Origin of the sequence: Edwardsiella tarda ATCC 15947 = NBRC 105688, assembly GCF_003113495.2 — a bacterium.
Classification (GTDB): Bacteria; Pseudomonadota; Gammaproteobacteria; order Enterobacterales; family Enterobacteriaceae; genus Edwardsiella; species Edwardsiella tarda.
In genome coordinates this window covers 2716968-2733284 of the sequence record NZ_CP084506.1, presented here as the reverse complement: position 1 = coordinate 2733284, position 16317 = coordinate 2716968, and the positions used below count along the sequence as shown (strand labels likewise).

Here is a 16317-nt window from a genome sequence, read left to right as displayed (position 1 = left end):
CCGCCGGCTTCGTCCCGTCGGGCTTTTCTCGTTCTGGGCGCTCGGGTAGCATGTGGCGACCCGTTTTCTCGCTTCGCGCCGGGAGTGATGCTGCATGTCATGGCCCCAATTCCCTCGTTCTCTCCGTCAACTGGTCTTGTTGGCCTTCTTGTTGGTGCTGTTGCCGCTCCTGGTGTTGGCCTATCAGGCCTACCAGAGTCTGAATCATCTGAGCGCACAGGCCGCCGACGTCAATCACACGACCCTGAGCGATGCGCGGCGGAGCGAGGCGATGGCGGTGTTAGCGCTGGAGATGGAGCGTAGCTATCGCCAATACTGTGTGCTGGGCGATGAGCGTCTCGCCGCGCTCTATCAGCGTCAGCATGCGCAATATCGCCAACTGTTGGAGCAGCATGCCGCGTTGTTGCCCGATGGGAGTGACTATCGGCAACTTGACGCGCTATTGACGCAATTGGCTCAGCCGCAGTGCGTGAATAGCCTGCCGCAGACGGAGGCCGATGCGGCGCTCGCTCGCTTCTCGCAAGCCAATGGCACGATGGTACAAGCGACACGCAATGTGTTGTTTAGTCGGGGGCAGCAGTTGCAACAGGCAATCGCCGAGCGCGGGCGTTACTTCGGCTGGCAGGCGCTGGTGCTATTCCTGGTCAGCGTGTTGTTGGTCGGGCTATTTACTTGGATGATTATCGGCCCGGTGAAGGATGTCGAGCGGATGATCCGCCGTCTGGGCGAGGGGGAGACGCTGGGGCGGGACACCCCCTTTCGCGGGCCTCGCGAGATCCGTACGCTGGCTCAGCGTATTCTCTGGCTGAGCGATCGCCTCGCCTGGTTGGAGTCGCAGCGTCATGAGTTTTTGCGTCACCTCTCCCATGAATTGAAGACACCGCTGGCGAGCCTACGCGAGGGCACGGCGTTATTGGCCGATGAGGTCGCCGGGCCCTTGAGTGTCGATCAGCGCGAGGTGGTGACCATCCTGGATAGCAGTAGTCGCCATTTGCAGCAACTGATCGAGCAATTACTCGACTACAACCGCCACCTGGCCGATGGTGTCCCGACCTTATCGCCGCTGGATCTGGATGCGCTGGTGCAGCGGGTCGTTTCTGCCCATCGGCTCCCGGCGCGCGCCAAGGGGATGCAGACACAGAGCGATCTGCGTGAGCGCCGCTGTTTGGCGCAACCGGTGTTATTAGAACGGGTACTGGAGAATCTCTACTCCAATGCGGTGCACTATGGCGCGGAATCCGGTACCATTTGGCTGCGTAGCCGTCGGGAGGGCGCGTGCCTGGTGATTGAGGTTGCGAACCAGGGAACGCCGATCCCTGCCGATGAGCAAGCGATGATTTTTGAGCCTTTTTTTCAAGGGAGTCAGCAGCGTAAGGGCGCCGTTAAGGGTAGTGGTCTGGGGTTGAGCATCGCTCGGGACTCACTGCGTCGTATGCATGGCGACTTGCGTCTGGTGGCGGATAGCGAGGCCGATGTCTGCTTCCGCATCGAACTCCCGTTAGCGAGATAACAGTAAGTATGCGTACCTGGTTGCTCCGCGCTCCCTCTCTCCCGCGTTTATGCCGTCTGTTGCCGTGGTTGCTGCTGCTGTTGCTCGGCGGGTGCCGAGGCACTGGCGAGCACAGCGCGAATCCGCCGGGTAGCACCAAGGTCAATGCCAGCACGGTACACGGTGATTATCAACAGGTCGCCTGTGCGACGTTGTGGCGCGAACAGGCGCCGTCGGCGTTGGCCAACGGCCTGTACTGGCTGCGTGCCATGAGTTGCGCGCAACAATTAAACCGCGGCGAGGCTCGCGCTCAGGCCCACCGTTTAGCCGGTGAGAGTTGGTCGGCGGCGTTGAAGCAGAGTCTCTTGATCGGGCGCGCCGAGCCGAGCCTGGCCGAACGTCGCCAAATCCTCGACCGCCTGGCGGCCCTCTATGGCCAATTTCCGCCGTCGTTACAGCCGTTGATCCAGCTATGGCGTAGTCAGCAGGCGCAGATCCTTGCCCTGGCGGAGGAGCGGGCGCGTTATCAACGTCTCCAGAGCAGTAGTGAGGCGCAGCTGGAAGGACTACAGGCGGAGTGCCAGCGCTGGCAGACGCAGCTGGAGGAGACCCAGCGCAAGCTGGAGAACCTGACGGATATCGAACGCCAACTCTCCGCGCGCAAGCAGATCGTGCCAGAAGGTCGAACAGGGGGCGCGGCATCGCCGAACGCCAGCGGCGAGACGAGTAAGGAGCCATAACGGATGACATCAACCCACGCCGCCCAGCTGTTGCTGGTTGACGATGATCCCAGCCTGCTGAAACTGTTAGGCATGCGCCTGAGCAGTGAGGGCTTTCGGGTGGCGACGGCCACCAGTGGGCAAGAGGCATTGCGGCAGTTGGCGCGTGAGCCGATCGATTTGGTGATCAGCGATCTGCGCATGGATGAAATGGATGGTATGGCGTTGTTCAGCGAGATCCAGAAACGCCAGCCGGGGATGCCGGTGATCATCCTGACAGCGCATGGCTCGATTCCCGATGCCGTTGCCGCCACCCAGCAGGGGGTGTTCAGCTTTCTCACGAAGCCGGTGGATCGTGACGCCTTATACCAGGCGATCGACGACGCCTTGAGCCAATCGCGTCCTCAGGGCGGCGATGAGGAGTGGCGCCAGGCCTTTGTCACCCGCAGCCCATTAATGTTACGGCTGTTGGAGCAGGCACGCCTGGTGGCGCAGTCCGATGTGAGCGTGTTGATCAATGGCCAGAGCGGGACCGGGAAGGAGCTGTTAGCACGCGCCATCCACCGTGCCAGCCCTCGCGCCGGGCGAGCCTTCATCGCCATCAACTGTGGCGCCCTGCCGGAGCCACTGCTGGAGTCTGAACTGTTCGGCCATGCTAAGGGCGCCTTTACCGGCGCCGTAAGCAGCCGCGAAGGATTGTTTCAGGCCGCCGCCGGTGGGACGCTGTTTCTCGACGAGATTGGCGACATGCCGTTGGCGTTGCAGGTGAAACTGTTGCGTGTCTTGCAAGAGCGCAAGGTGCGTCCGCTGGGCAGTAATCATGACATCGCTATCGATGTGCGTATCATCTCCGCCACCCACCGCAATCTGCCGAAGGCGATGGAGTTGGGCGAGTTTCGTGAAGATCTTTTCTACCGCCTCAATGTGGTCTCCCTACGTTTGCCCGCGCTCAACCAGCGCCCGGAGGATATCCCCTTGCTGGCGGTTCACCTGCTGCGTCAGGCCGCCGAACGCCACAAACCGCAGGTGCGCAGCTTTTCCAGTGGTGCGATGCGCGCCCTGGTCACTGCCGCCTGGCCGGGCAACGTGCGCCAACTGGTCAACGTGATCGAGCAGTGCGTGGCGTTGACCACGGCGCCAGTGATCAGTGAGGCATTAGTCGAACAGGCCTTGCAGGGCGAGAATAGCGCCTTGCCGACCTTCGTCGAGGCGCGTCACCACTTTGAGTTGCACTATCTGCGTAAGCTGCTGCAGATCACCAAGGGCAACGTCACGCATGCGGCGCGCATGGCCGGACGCAACCGGACCGAGTTTTATAAGTTGTTGTCGCGCCATGCGCTTGATCCAAATGATTTCAAGGAGTAAGGGAGCGGTGATCGCATTCTGAGCGGGAGGTTTTTGGCTCGGTGCGCATTCGTGGGCGCTAAACAAAGTCGTCGGAATGATTTACACTCCCTGCGGATTTTTATCAGTCAGGCTGCGGTATGCCGCGTGCGGCGCCCTGCGGCGTATTGGACAGCGAGTATTTATGAGTCGAACTCTCTCCATTGCACTGGCCCAGCTGAACCTGCTGGTCGGTGACATCGAAGGCAATGCCGAGCGTATGTTGGCCGCCATGGCGCAGCAACAGCAGGCGGGTGCCGATATTGTGATGTTCTCTGAACTGGCGCTCTGCGGCTACCCGCCGGAAGATCTGCTGTATCGCGATGACTTCCATCAGCGTTGCCAGAGCCAGTTGGAGCGTCTGCGCCAAGCCTCCGGGTCGATCGCCGTGATCGTCGGCCACCCCTGGCGTGAGAAGGGGGCGCTGTATAATGCGCTGTCGCTATTCGCCGATGGGCAGCTACAGGCGCGCTATTATAAGCAGCGCTTGCCTAACTACGGCGTGTTCGATGAGATGCGTTACTTTAGCGCCGGCGATACGCCGTGCGTTGTCACCCTGAAGGGCTACCGTTTGGGGCTCCTGATCTGTGAGGATGTTTGGTTCAACGAACCGGTGGATGCGGTCGCGGCCGCGGGTGCCGAGATCTTGTTGACCATCAATGCCTCTCCCTATAACCGCGAAAAACCCTACATGCGTAATACCCTGCTGGCGGATCATTGCCGTCGCACCGGGTTGCCGCTGCTCTACCTGAATCAGGTCGGGGGTCAGGACGAGTTGGTGTTCGATGGCTGCTCCAAGGTCTTCGATGCGCAGGGGCAGTTGACCCACCGTCTCGCCGCCTTTGACGAGCAGGTGACGCAGGTGCAGCTGGTGGAGACTCGGCCGCAACCGATGAGCGATCCGGCCAGCGAACTGCCTGCGTTGGCGCAGATCTACCGGGCGTTAGTCCTGGCGGTGCGCGACTATGTCGGCAAGAACGGCTTTCAGGGCGCGGTGCTGGGACTGTCAGGCGGCATCGACTCCGCGCTCACGCTGGCCATCGCGGTGGATGCGTTGGGCAAGGAGCGCGTGCAGGCGTTGATGATGCCGTTCCGTTATACGGCCGACATCAGCGTGGCCGATGCGCAGGAGCAGGCACAGACCATGGGGGTCGAGTTCGATATCCTCTCCATCGAGCCGATGTTCGATGCCTTCATGGGGCAGTTGGCGCCGCTCTTCGCCGGCACCGAACGCGATACCACCGAAGAGAACCTCCAGGCGCGTTGCCGGGGCGTGGTATTGATGGCGATCTCCAACAAGCGCCGTCGTCTGGTGTTGACCACCGGTAACAAGAGTGAGATGGCGGTTGGCTATGCCACGCTGTATGGCGATATGGCCGGTGGGTTCGATGTGCTGAAGGATGTGCCGAAGACCCTGGTATTCCAGTTGGCCAGCTACCGCAACACGCTGGGCTATGTGATCCCTCAGCGAGTGATCGATCGTCCGCCTTCCGCCGAGCTGGCACCGGATCAGGTCGATCAGGATAGCTTGCCGCCCTATGATGTGTTGGACGCCATCCTGCAAGGCTACGTCGAGCAGGATAAATCGGTGGCACAGCTGGTGGCCGATGGCTTCGACGAGGCGGTGGTGCGCAAGGTGATCCGTTTGGTGGACATCAACGAATACAAACGCCGTCAAGCCGCCGTCGGGCCTCGTATCACGGCGCGTAACTTCGGCAAAGATCGCCGTTATCCGATAACCTCCGGCTTTGGCCGCAAAAACTGGTGACAGAGGAGCAGTGATGAAAAAGATTGATGCGATTATTAAGCCGTTCAAACTGGATGACGTGCGTGAGGCGTTGGCCGAGGTGGGTATCACCGGTATGACGGTGACCGAGGTGAAAGGCTTCGGCCGCCAGAAGGGGCACACCGAATTGTATCGTGGGGCGGAGTATATGGTCGACTTTCTGCCCAAGGTGAAGCTGGAGATCGTGGTGGCCGATGATATCGTCGATACCTGCGTCGAAACCATCATGCAGACGGCGCAGACGGGCAAGATCGGCGACGGCAAGATCTTTGTCTATGATGTGGCCCGCGTGGTGCGTATCCGTACCGGTGAGCAGGACGAAGAGGCGATCTAACCCCATCCTCTGTCATCGAGGACGACGCGTGCTTGACGCGCCGTCCCTCTCTTTTCCGTTTTTCGTTTTTTGGCATTAGCGCGCATTGTTGGCCCGTATTGGCTTATTTTCTGTCGCTATTGGCGGGTAAACGAAAAAAAACGCGCCGCCTTAGGTGTCCATCGTTGGACGCGCCCTCGCTTCTCCTCTCGGGATCGATCCGTTACACTGCATCAGTAATCCGATTGAACTCATTGATGAGGCGTGCCCATGTATCAAGATCTGATTCGTAGCGAGTTAAACGAAGCGGCGCAGACACTGAATAATTTCCTGGCCGATCCGGCCAATATCCTGGCTATCCAACAGGCGGCACAGCTATTGGCCGCCTCGTTTAAGGCCGGTGGCAAGGTGCTCTCGTGCGGCAACGGCGGTTCGCATTGCGATGCGATGCACTTCGCCGAAGAGCTCACCGGGCGTTATCGTGAGAACCGTCCCGGCTATCCGGCGATCGCCATCTCCGATCCCAGCCATCTCTCCTGCGTGAGCAACGACTTCGGTTATGACTATGTCTTTTCGCGTTACGTCGAAGCCGTCGGGCGCGAAGGGGATGTGTTGTTGGGGATCTCAACCTCGGGTAACTCCGGCAACATTATTAAAGCCATCGAGGCGGCGCGCGCCAAGGGGATGAAAGTGATCACCCTAACCGGCAAAGATGGCGGCAAGATGGCGGGAAGCGCCGATGTGGAGATCCGCGTGCCGCATTTCGGTTACGCCGATCGCATCCAGGAGATCCACATCAAGGCGATCCATATCATGATCCAACTGATCGAAAAAGAGATGGCGGCCTGATGGCGTTGGGGCGAGCGTCGTGTTCGCCCCAAGACGAGCGAGGAGCGGGAATGTGTGAGCTGCTGGGCATGAGCGCCAATGTGCCGACGGATATCTGCTTTAGCTTTACCGCGCTGGCGTTGCGCGGTGGCCGTACCGGCCCGCATAAGGATGGCTGGGGGATCACCTTCTACGAAGGGAAGGGCTGTCGCACCTTTAAGGATCCCTTACCCAGTCACAGCTCGCCGATCGCTCGCCTGGTGCGTGAGTACCCGATCAAGTCTTGCGCGGTAGTCTCACACGTCCGCCAGGCGAATCGCGGTAGCGTGACCCTGGAGAATACCCATCCCTTCACCCGTGAACTCTGGGGGCGCAACTGGACCTTTGCCCACAACGGCCAGCTCGATGACTACCTGACGTTGGCGACCGGTAACTACCAGCCGATCGGGGAGACCGATAGTGAGTATGCCTTTTGCTGGCTGCTGCAGCAGATGCATACCCGTTATCCTCACCCCCCGCATGACGAGCGGGCGCTGTTTCGCTTTATCGCCGCGTGTGCCGATACGTTGCGCCAACGTGGTGTCTTCAACATGCTGCTTTCTGATGGCCGCTATGTGATGGCCTACTGCAGTACGCAACTTCACTGGATCACGCGTCGTGCCCCATTCGGTCAGGCGACGCTGGTGGATGAGGATGTGATGATCGATTTTCAGGCCGAGACAACGCCGGATGACGTCGTCTCGGTGATCGCGACTCAGCCGCTGACCTGCGATGAGTCTTGGCAGCGCATTGCGCCGGGGGAGTTTGCGCTATTCTGCCTGGGCGAACGCCAGGCGTGAGGGCGCGCTGCCAGCAGGCAGGGGGGCGTTAACCACGTAGCGGCCATCCTGCACGTTGACCTGTGGCGGCAGTGCGTGCTGAGCAAAGTATTGATAACCCGGCTGTAATTCGCGCCAGAAGTTAATATAGCTAGAGTTCCGGTGGCGTTGCATATTCCGCTCGGTCATATGGAAGGGGTAGATATTGATGTCTACCAGCATCTGGCCGTTGCGGAAGGCGCTCTGCACGTAACGGTAGATCTCCGAGATCCCGGCGTTGGTCATGGCGTAGCAGCCGACCGAGACGCAGTCACCATGGATCATCAGGTATTTTCCGGAATAACCGTGCGCCTGATCGTAGGGGTTCGGGTAGCCGATGTTGATCGCCTGGTAATAGCGGCTATCGGGTTTGAGATGGCGGGCGTCGATTTGGTAGAAGCCTTCGGGGCTCTTAAAATCGCCTTCGGTACGTTTCGGACCGAGTCCCCCGGAAAACTTACAGATGGGGAAGCGCTTCACCAGCTGATAGCCATTCTGCACTTTCGCGTACAGCTCCAGTTGGCGCTCTTCCTTGAAGATTTGAATATAGACCGGCGATCCTAGCAGGCTATTAACGCCGCTACGCGGCACGGAACCGGACTCGCTGGCGGACGATTTGCACGCAGCCAACGGCAATGCCAGGCATATCGCCAGCAAGGTAACTATCTTACTCATGTAGAACCCTGTCAAAGAAGTAATAGCACGACGTTTTTCGGATAATGTCGATTGACCCACCCTAAAGTGCGCACAGTGTAATCCAGAGCCACCGGCGAGAGTGAGCGTTTTTTTCGCCCGCTATAGCGGAAATTTCCGGCGGCGCACACGAGGCCCTTTTTTATTATGCAAGGTGGGGATGATGGCGTCGGTTTATAACTATTTGGCATGATTGGACGGCGGAGGATCGGGCCTCCATAATAGGCGCCTTTAGCGTAAGCGATGGGGCATCCAGCAGGATCGCTCCGCGAGAATAGGCATAAAGCATGATGACACTCCTTCTCTCTGGGCGGGGCACCCTGGCCCGCCTTCTGACGCTGCTGGCGACGATCCTGTTGTTGAGTGGCTGCGGCCCGACGCAGGTCGATCTCGCCGGCAAAACCATGGGGACCTACTATGCGGTCAAATACCTACCGGCTGAGGGGACACCGGCAGCGGCTCAGGTTCAGGCGGAGATCGATCGCCTGCTCGAACGGGTAAACGATCAGATGTCCACCTATCGCCCCGGTTCAGAGCTGAGCCGCTTTAACCAGAGTCGGCGGGTGAACACTCCCTTTCCCGTCTCATCAGATACCGCTCGGGTGGTGAACGAGGCACTGCGTATCAATAAATTGACCGATGGTGCGTTAGACGTGACCGTCGGGCCACTGGTGAACCTGTGGGGCTTCGGTCCGGAGGGGCGCCCCGATCGTGAGCCGTCGCCTTCGCAGATCGCGCAGCGACGTGCCTGGGTGGGGATCCAGCACTTATCGCTACAAGGCAATGCGCTGGTCAAGGATATTCCTGAGTTGTATGTCGATCTTTCGGCAATCGCCAAGGGGTATGGCGTCGATGTGGTGGCCGACTATCTGCAGTCGTTGCACATCGATAACTATATGGTCGATATCGGTGGTGAGGTCCGAACCCTGGGGCATAATGGCGAGAAGAGCCCTTGGCGTATCGCGATCGAAAAACCCTCTACCGGCGCGCAGCAGCGGGTACAGGCGATCATCGAGCCGGGCGCGATGGCGGTGGCGACCTCCGGCGATTATCGCAACTATTTTGAGCAGGATGGGCAACGCTTCTCGCACGAGATCGATCCGCAGACTGGCCGCCCGGTCACGCACCGTCTCGCCTCGATTACCGTGTTGGCGCCGACCTGTATGACCGCCGACGGACTCTCCACTGGGTTGTTCGTCATGGGGCCCGATCGCGCCTTGGCGCTGGCTAACCGGATGAATATCCCGGTGTATATGATCGTTAAGGGTGAACATGGCTTCGAGGAGCGCACCTCGACGGCATTCGCCCACTATCTGGCCGCCGTGCAACCGTAAGCGGGAGGCCCGATAGCCGAGGCTGACACCGGCCTGGAGCTGACGCGCCAGGCCGGTGATGCGCTATCTCGTTAGACGCCGCCATGCGGCTGTGGATGCTGCGCCGTATGACGCTGGCTGTAGGCATGTAACAGCAGCGGCAGCGCGACGAAGCCAACCGTCCCCGCCAACAGGAGCAGGACATAGAGCGCCGGTGAGCCGACCGGGATTTGATCCGGCGGAATAAAGCTCAATACGAAGGCCAATAATGCGGCGGCGAGGCCGACGCCTGCCACCAGCCAGACACCGATGCGCCCACCGGGGATGCGGTAAGGTCGAGGCGTCTCGGGCTGGGTATAGCGCAGGGTGATCACCGCAGCAAACATCAGGATATACATCAACAGATAGAGAATGGCGGCCAGTTGGCCGAGGATCTGAAAGGCGGCCTGCACGGAGGGGAGGCAGACCAGCATAATTGCCATCAGGGTGACGATGGCCCCTTGTAACAGCAGGATATTACGTTGTACTCCGTTATGATTGGCCTCTTGTAGCCAGGTCGGTAGATACCCTTCTCGTCCCACCTCAAACAGGCCGCGTGAAGGGCCTGCGACGATCACTGTCACCTGTCCTAATACCCCGACGGCGACCATCAGCGCCACCACATGGCCGAGCCAAGGCACCCCTAACGAGCTAAATAACAGGTTATAGGCGACTAACAGGCTTTGCACCAGGTTGATGCGATCGGCCGGGATCAATGCGCTGATGGTCAGGGTACCGAGGGCCAGCACTACCACGGTCATCAGCGCACTGATCCCGATGGCCAAAGGATAGTTGCGCGACGCGTTCTTCAGTTCACGTACGTGGACGGCGTTGATCTCCATCCCCGAGTAGAACAGGAAGACGCTGGCGGCGAGCACCAGATTGTGCAGATTGGTGATATCGGGAAACAGGGCATGCCAACCGAGGGTAAAGTGGATCGGGTTACCTAACGCGATGTAGGCGATACCGCAGCCGATGAGGATGGCGGCCGGGATCAGGGTGCCGATCATCCCGGCGATGGCGCTGATGCGCGAGGCCGATTTCACCCCATGCAGGTTAATCCAGGTCGCCAGCCAGTAGACGAGGAGTACGATGACTAAGGTATACAGGGCATTGGAGGCGAGGTGAGCGTCGGCACCGGGAAAGGGCAAGGCATAGGCCAGCGCGACGGCGGTGAAGATAAGCATGGTCGGGAAGCAGATGGTGGTTGCCAGCCACTGCAGAAAGATGGCAAGCAGGCCGAGGCGGTCGCCAAAGGCTTGGCCAATCCAACGGAAGACGCCCCCCTTCTGGGGCCAGCCGGTGGCGAGTTCGGCGGCGCATAGCGAAACCGGCACCAGGAAGCATAGAGCGGCGAACAGGTAGAAGAACACCGCCGCCAGGCCATACTCGGCTTCGGCCGCCAGGCCACGCAGGCTGACCACGGTGGTGATGTTCATCATGGCGAAGGTGCCGGCTCCCAGCGTGACCGCCGCCAGTGCAGATTTACTGCTCGATTGCGAAGTCATGATAAGGTTCTCACGCTAATGGGCCGCGCGAGGCGGCCCAGGGCTTGCGGTTATTGCTGATCGCTATTAGCCGGTTGCCAAGAGGGCTTACGGCAGGCGTAAATAATCAGCGGAATGATGAAGAAGCAGATGGAGCCGACGACCAGGATCAGGATGTAGCTGCTCGGGTTGCCGACTGGGATCTGATCCGGAGGGATAAAGCTCAGGAAAAAGGCTACGAGAGAGCCGACGAAACCGGCGCCAGCGATGATCCATATCCCGATCCGTCCACCAGGGACGCGATACGGACGCGGCGTATTCGGCTCTTTATAACGTAGATAGATGGCAGCGGCGAACATCATTATGTACATCAGCAGATAGAGGATGGTCGCGAGCTGTCCCAGGATCTGGTAGGCCGATTGCACCGAGGGCAGCACCACCAGCAGAACGGAGATGATGCTGACCACGATGCCCTGGAAGATCAGAATGTGCTGCTGGACGCCGTGGCGGTTGGTCTTCTGTAAAAAGGGCGGCAGATAGCCGGAGCGGCCAACCTGCAGCAGACCGGTAGACGGGCCCGCGACGATGGCGGTGATCTGACCTAGCACCCCGAAGGCCAGCATCGCGGCCAGTACCTCGCCCAGCCAGTGCAACCCGAAGTGGTCAAATAGCGCGTTGTAAGCGATGAGTAGACTTTGTACCAGGTTGATCTGTTCTTTCGGGATCAGGGTGGCGATACACAGGGTGCCGAAGACAAAGATAACGACGGTGGCGACGGCGGCGCTGATGATGGCCAGCGGATAGTTGTGTGACGGGTTATCGACTTCAACCACGTGGACCGCGTTGATCTCCATCCCACCGAAGAACAGGAAGATACTGGAGGCTAACACCAGATTGTTCAGGTTGGTCAAGTCAGGGAAGAAGTCGGCGGCACGGGCGACAAAATGAACCGGGTTGCCGGTCATCACATATACCAGCGTGAGGATCATCAAGATCCCGGCCGGGATGATGGTCCCGATCAGACCGCCCAGCGTGGCCAGCTTGGCGGATGAGCGGATCCCGCGTAGAGCGACCAGTGTGGCGATCCAGTAGACGAGCAGTAGAATCACGACGGTGTACAAGCGATTCGCTGCCAAATGAGAGTCGACGTCGGGATGAGGGCCGATAAAGGCCAGCGAGACGGCGGCGAAAATCAGTACGGTCGGGAACCAGATCGTGGTAGCGACCCACTGGAGATAGATGGCGACAAACCCCCAGCGATGGCCGAAGGCCTGACCAATCCAGCGGAATACCCCCCCTTTTTGTGGCCAACCCGTCGCTAATTCGGCGGCGACCAAGGAAACGGGAATTAAGAAGAAGACGGCGGCGAATAAATAATAGAAGGCGGAGGTGATACCATATTCAGCTTCGGACGGCAGACCACGTAAACTGACCACCGTGGTAATATTCATGATTGCCAGCGTCACAATGCTGAGCTTGGCGGAAGGTTTCCCTTGCGCCGTAGAGTCCGATGTGGAGGCCATAATTGCTCCTTGATATAACGTGTTTTAGGCGTATCTCATAAGAGCCTATCCCATTAGGCTATTTTATTTGCCATGTTGGCCCTGGGCAGTGCTCACACAAAACTTAACCAAGTTTTGCATGCCCTTCAGGGCGGCCTGAAGGGGGAGCGAAGCGAATAATCCTCACGTATTGCGTGTACGCTTCGGTTGTTCCGCGCTGTCCGTATCCAAACTGGCTGCAACAATACACGCCTACTGGGATAGGCTCTAAGTCAGCTATGCGAAATATAGAGGCATAAAGGCCGGGCTAACCCGGCCTATGCATGGGTACATCTTAATTACGGCATAGTGGCTAATTATTTAGCGCCGAGTACCTCATTACGTGCAGCGGTAACACAGTCAATCACATGCTGCATAATTTCATGTGTTAAATGAACGTTCATCGGGTAAACCTTCAGCGCGAATACCATGGCCTCTGGGTCACTGGCGTCACGATTATATTCGGTGACGCGGAAGCCGGTGCTGAAGCTCATGTACGGAGTATATTGCCCGTTAATTTTCTTACCGCTACGGAACCACTCATACAGTTTGTTACCCACATCCATGGTCAATTTGTTATTGGCCACTAATTGGGATTTATAAGCCGGATCAGTCAGCTCATGTTGATATTGTTGATGTGCCATGACGCCTTCCGGATAAATACGGAACAGGGTGACCAGGCTGTAATCATCCGGGTTGACACAAACGGTATCCGCATTTTCATGCAGTAGGTTACGCAAATAATATTGGTTTTCCAGGATACCGCCCATGATGGCTTGGAAGCCTTCATAGCCGAAGTACTTCATCGTCGCCCAACCAGCCAAGGCGCCGGTTGCGGCACGAGAGACTTCCAGCGTGTAGTCCAGGGGGTTGTACGGAGAACGCGGTTGCAGGTAAGCGGAGCCCGGACGTTTCAGAATGCTTTCGAACTCTTCGGCGTTACGATAGGTGAAGCAGCTGCTGGCGTAAGGCGTAAAGCCGGCTTTATGGAAGTCGAAGCCAATGGCATCGGCATACTTCATCGCTTCCAGCGCGTGGCAGTTGGCTTCGATGAACGGTAACAGTGCCTCGGTGAATTGCAGCGGGTTCTTGGCAAAGTCATATTTTCTAAAGGCCAACCATGACCAACTGGTGACGGCATCGCAGTACAACAGTGCCTTACCGTAAGGGGAGGCGTTCGGATATTGATCCAGCAGTTTACGTACCCCGGCGACCGGGTCAAAGGCGTTGGCATCGGTGGTCCCCATGGTACATACCACGGAGGCGACTGGGATTTTCTTGGCTTGCAATGATTTCAGCACCGCTTCCAAATCTTGCAGATCCATGGCGTTGGTGTCGGGATCGGTCTTGATGCGGATGATGTTATCCATCCCCAACCCCATCCAGTCGGTGCTGTTTAGCATGGTGTAGTGCGCCTGCTGTGAGCACAGTACTTTGGCATCGGTACGGATACCGCTGTGACGGGAGTTAGGCAACACACGGGTCAATGCGTATTTTACATGATAGGTCCAGCAGCCTGAACCCCCATAGGTGTAGACACAGCCTGAATGTTTAGCATCCCAACCGACCAAGTTGGCCAGCATCCCCGCACTTTCCAGTTCGGCGCGGTGCACGTTCCAGGAATATTCCCCTTCTAAGATATTGGGGGAGAAAATCTCTGACATGATAGCCGCGATAATAGAGGCGGTGTTGGCCTGCGGGATCACGTTACACATGGTCAGCGGATGGCCCCAGTTAGGGAGCCCTTCGAACAGCGCGCTGGTTTGTGCGATGACCTGATCGCTGCTGCTCATTTTATCCGCCATTTCAATATCTTTAACTTTATCGAAATCAATAGTCAAAGCCGGATTTTGGCCGAGATAAGCTGGGCCACCATCGTTAGGACGCAGCTTATTCAGATGTTCAATGGCTTTGGCTATAGACTTGGATAAAGGATCATTATCGTCACTGAATGCAGAGGGAAATGCAGAGCACATTTCTTCGCGATATTTGGCCCACTGTTTGTTGCTATTACCGTTATTCGCTTTCATTTGGATGTCCTTGATATGGTCTTTATCACAAGTGTGATAAGCCGCAAACCCATCTCTCAGCGCTAGCTGCGTTGGGAAAAGGAGAACGACCACGGATAGGTAACTAAAAGCTATATTACATATAGTGACTCTATATTTTGGGGAAGCTGTCCCCTCGCTGTAGTTAAACAGCTAACAAAACTGCTGGCGAGGTATCTGCTTAATTATTCATACCCGGCGAGCTAACGTGTTTAATTCTAGCACCACAAAATAAGTCAGTTGAAAATAAATAGTGTAACCATCACAAAGAGCTGATTATGCTGTAATCGAGGCCGATAGTTTCATATTACAAATCAAATAATGATAGGCCGTGATGGTTGTGTGATGGGAATCTCAATAATGGCGCTAGATGATGAGAATGCAAATGCTATGCCTGATTATTTAATCGATTTTGTTTGCTAATTTCTAATGACACAGAGTGGCAGAAGGATGAAACATTGTGAAATGGTTGGTTATCATGATTGATAATATCCGCATGGTGAATTACCCATCGATAAATATTTCTTGGTTAAAATTACATCATAATTAAAGTTTACTCTTATTATTATTTACGACCGTGCGGGAAGCTATCTATTTGGTTATAGTTTATTAGCGTGATGATAAAACGTGGCGGGTTGAATAATAATACACAATGCTGTATATTTATACAGTTATTGATTGAGGGTGGGGCGCTCAGATGCGTAAGATCATTCATATCGATATGGATTGTTTCTTCGCCGCGGTCGAGATGCGCGATTTTCCGGCGCTGCGCGAGGTCCCGTTGGCGATCGGCGGCAGCGGCGAGCGGCGTGGGGTCATTAGCACCGCGAACTATGCCGCGCGGCGCTATGGCGTGCGTAGTGCGATGCCGACGGCGCAGGCGTTGAAGCTGTGTCCGCATCTGACGTTGCGTCCGGGGCGTATGGCGGTTTATAAGGCTGTGTCGGGGGAGATCCAGCAGATTTTCCGCCGCTATAGCGCCTTGGTCGAGCCGCTATCGCTGGATGAGGCCTACCTCGATGTCAGTGACTGTCCCTTGTTACAGGGCTCGGCGACGCGTATCGCGCAGCAGATCCGCGCCGATATCGCCAACGAGTTACACTTGACCGCCTCCGCCGGCGTGGCGCCGCTGAAATTTCTGGCTAAGATCGCCTCGGATATCAATAAACCCAACGGCCAGTATGTGATTCCGCCCGAGCAGGTCGATGCGTTTGTTCAGGCGTTGCCGTTGGCGAAGATCCCCGGCGTGGGGAGGGTGACGGCGGCCCGCTTGGCCGAACTGGGATTACACCGCTGTGCCGACGTGCGCGCCTACGATCTTGCCACCTTGCTGCGTCGTTTCGGTAAATTTGGCCGTGTACTGTGGGAGCGGAGTCACGCCCGGGATGAACGCGAGGTCAATCCCACTCGGCAGCGTAAATCGGTTGGCGTAGAAAAGACCCTGGCGCAGGACATCAGTGATTGGGCGGCCTGCCAGCAACTGTTAGCGCAGCTGTATCCCGAGTTGGAGCGGCGTTTGGCTCGCGTCCAACCGGATCTGCGCATTGCCCGGCAGGGGGTCAAACTCAAGTTTGCCGACTTTCAATTGACGACGCAGGAGCACGCCTACCCTTATCTCGATCGGGACGATCTGTTCGCGGTGGCGCGCCAGGTCTGGGAGACGCGCCGTGCCGGACGCGGGGTTCGTCTGGTGGGATTGCATGTGATGCTGCCCGATCCGCAACGGCAGAAACAGCTCACACTGGACATCCTCTAGCCGCTCTAGCGCACACTTCTCTCTATCTCGTTAACTCATTATCGCGTTGCGGATAGTTGCAGGCT

The 16317-nt window shown here is 57.5% G+C and carries 13 protein-coding genes; 9 read left to right on the top strand and 4 right to left on the bottom strand.

The window, feature by feature from the left end; translation table 11 throughout:
* Positions 1 to 94: 94 nt before the first annotated feature.
* The 7 genes from DCL27_RS12735 (at position 95) to DCL27_RS12705 (ending at position 7357) form a co-directional block, all read left to right on the top strand.
* Positions 95 to 1510 carry a sensor histidine kinase gene (locus DCL27_RS12735; RefSeq protein WP_005283031.1) on the top strand — a complete coding sequence of 472 codons (1416 nt, stop codon included), beginning with the start codon at positions 95 to 97 and terminating at the stop codon, positions 1508 to 1510.
* Positions 1511 to 1518: 8 nt separating this feature from the next.
* A complete protein-coding gene (qseG, locus tag DCL27_RS12730; protein WP_074428758.1) occupies positions 1519 to 2229 on the top strand; it encodes a two-component system QseEF-associated lipoprotein QseG in 711 nt (236 codons plus the stop codon).
* A gap of 3 nt (positions 2230 to 2232) precedes the next feature.
* The gene (glrR, locus tag DCL27_RS12725; RefSeq protein WP_005283041.1) at positions 2233 to 3573 is read left to right on the top strand and encodes a two-component system response regulator GlrR; all 1341 of its coding nucleotides are present in this window, start codon (positions 2233 to 2235) and stop codon (positions 3571 to 3573) included.
* Between the two features lie 163 nt (positions 3574 to 3736).
* Complete coding sequence (locus DCL27_RS12720; protein ID WP_035598978.1) at positions 3737 to 5359, top strand: NAD+ synthase; 1623 nt, start codon at positions 3737 to 3739, stop codon at positions 5357 to 5359.
* 13 nt (positions 5360 to 5372) lie between these two features.
* Positions 5373 to 5711, top strand: coding sequence for a nitrogen regulatory protein P-II (glnB, locus tag DCL27_RS12715; RefSeq protein ID WP_005283058.1), 339 nt, complete (start codon positions 5373 to 5375; stop codon positions 5709 to 5711).
* A gap of 249 nt (positions 5712 to 5960) precedes the next feature.
* A complete protein-coding gene (gene lpcA / locus DCL27_RS12710) occupies positions 5961 to 6539 on the top strand; it encodes a D-sedoheptulose 7-phosphate isomerase (protein WP_005283062.1) in 579 nt (192 codons plus the stop codon).
* Between the two features lie 50 nt (positions 6540 to 6589).
* Positions 6590 to 7357 carry a class II glutamine amidotransferase gene (locus tag DCL27_RS12705; RefSeq protein ID WP_035598980.1) on the top strand — a complete coding sequence of 256 codons (768 nt, stop codon included), beginning with the start codon at positions 6590 to 6592 and terminating at the stop codon, positions 7355 to 7357.
* Here the strand turns inward: DCL27_RS12705 and dpaA are convergent.
* Entirely contained in the window at positions 7328 to 8050 is a 723-nt protein-coding gene (gene dpaA, locus DCL27_RS12700) for a peptidoglycan meso-diaminopimelic acid protein amidase (RefSeq protein WP_005283067.1), read from the bottom strand. The two genes, DCL27_RS12705 and dpaA, sit on opposite strands and share 30 nt — an antisense overlap.
* A gap of 305 nt (positions 8051 to 8355) precedes the next feature.
* Between dpaA and DCL27_RS12695 the strand changes: the two genes are divergently transcribed.
* On the top strand, positions 8356 to 9402 hold the full coding sequence (locus DCL27_RS12695) for an FAD:protein FMN transferase (RefSeq protein ID WP_005283070.1): 1047 nt from the start codon (positions 8356 to 8358) through the stop codon (positions 9400 to 9402).
* A gap of 71 nt (positions 9403 to 9473) precedes the next feature.
* On the opposite strand, the gene gadC (DCL27_RS12690) is transcribed toward DCL27_RS12695, so the two are convergent.
* The 3 genes from gadC (DCL27_RS12690) to DCL27_RS12680 form a co-directional block, all read right to left on the bottom strand.
* Positions 9474 to 10928 carry a putative glutamine/gamma-aminobutyrate antiporter GadC gene (gadC, locus tag DCL27_RS12690; RefSeq protein ID WP_228594436.1) on the bottom strand — a complete coding sequence of 485 codons (1455 nt, stop codon included), beginning with the start codon at positions 10926 to 10928 and terminating at the stop codon, positions 9474 to 9476.
* 50 nt (positions 10929 to 10978) lie between these two features.
* Complete coding sequence (gene gadC, locus DCL27_RS12685) at positions 10979 to 12430, bottom strand: putative glutamine/gamma-aminobutyrate antiporter GadC (RefSeq protein WP_005283076.1); 1452 nt, start codon at positions 12428 to 12430, stop codon at positions 10979 to 10981.
* A gap of 335 nt (positions 12431 to 12765) precedes the next feature.
* Positions 12766 to 14478, bottom strand: coding sequence for a pyridoxal phosphate-dependent decarboxylase family protein (locus DCL27_RS12680; RefSeq protein ID WP_005295005.1), 1713 nt, complete (start codon positions 14476 to 14478; stop codon positions 12766 to 12768).
* A 715-nt stretch (positions 14479 to 15193) separates the two neighbouring features.
* On the opposite strand from DCL27_RS12680, the gene dinB reads away from it, so the two are divergent.
* On the top strand, positions 15194 to 16252 hold the full coding sequence (gene dinB / locus DCL27_RS12675; RefSeq protein ID WP_035599041.1) for a DNA polymerase IV: 1059 nt from the start codon (positions 15194 to 15196) through the stop codon (positions 16250 to 16252).
* Positions 16253 to 16317 lie beyond the last annotated feature (65 nt).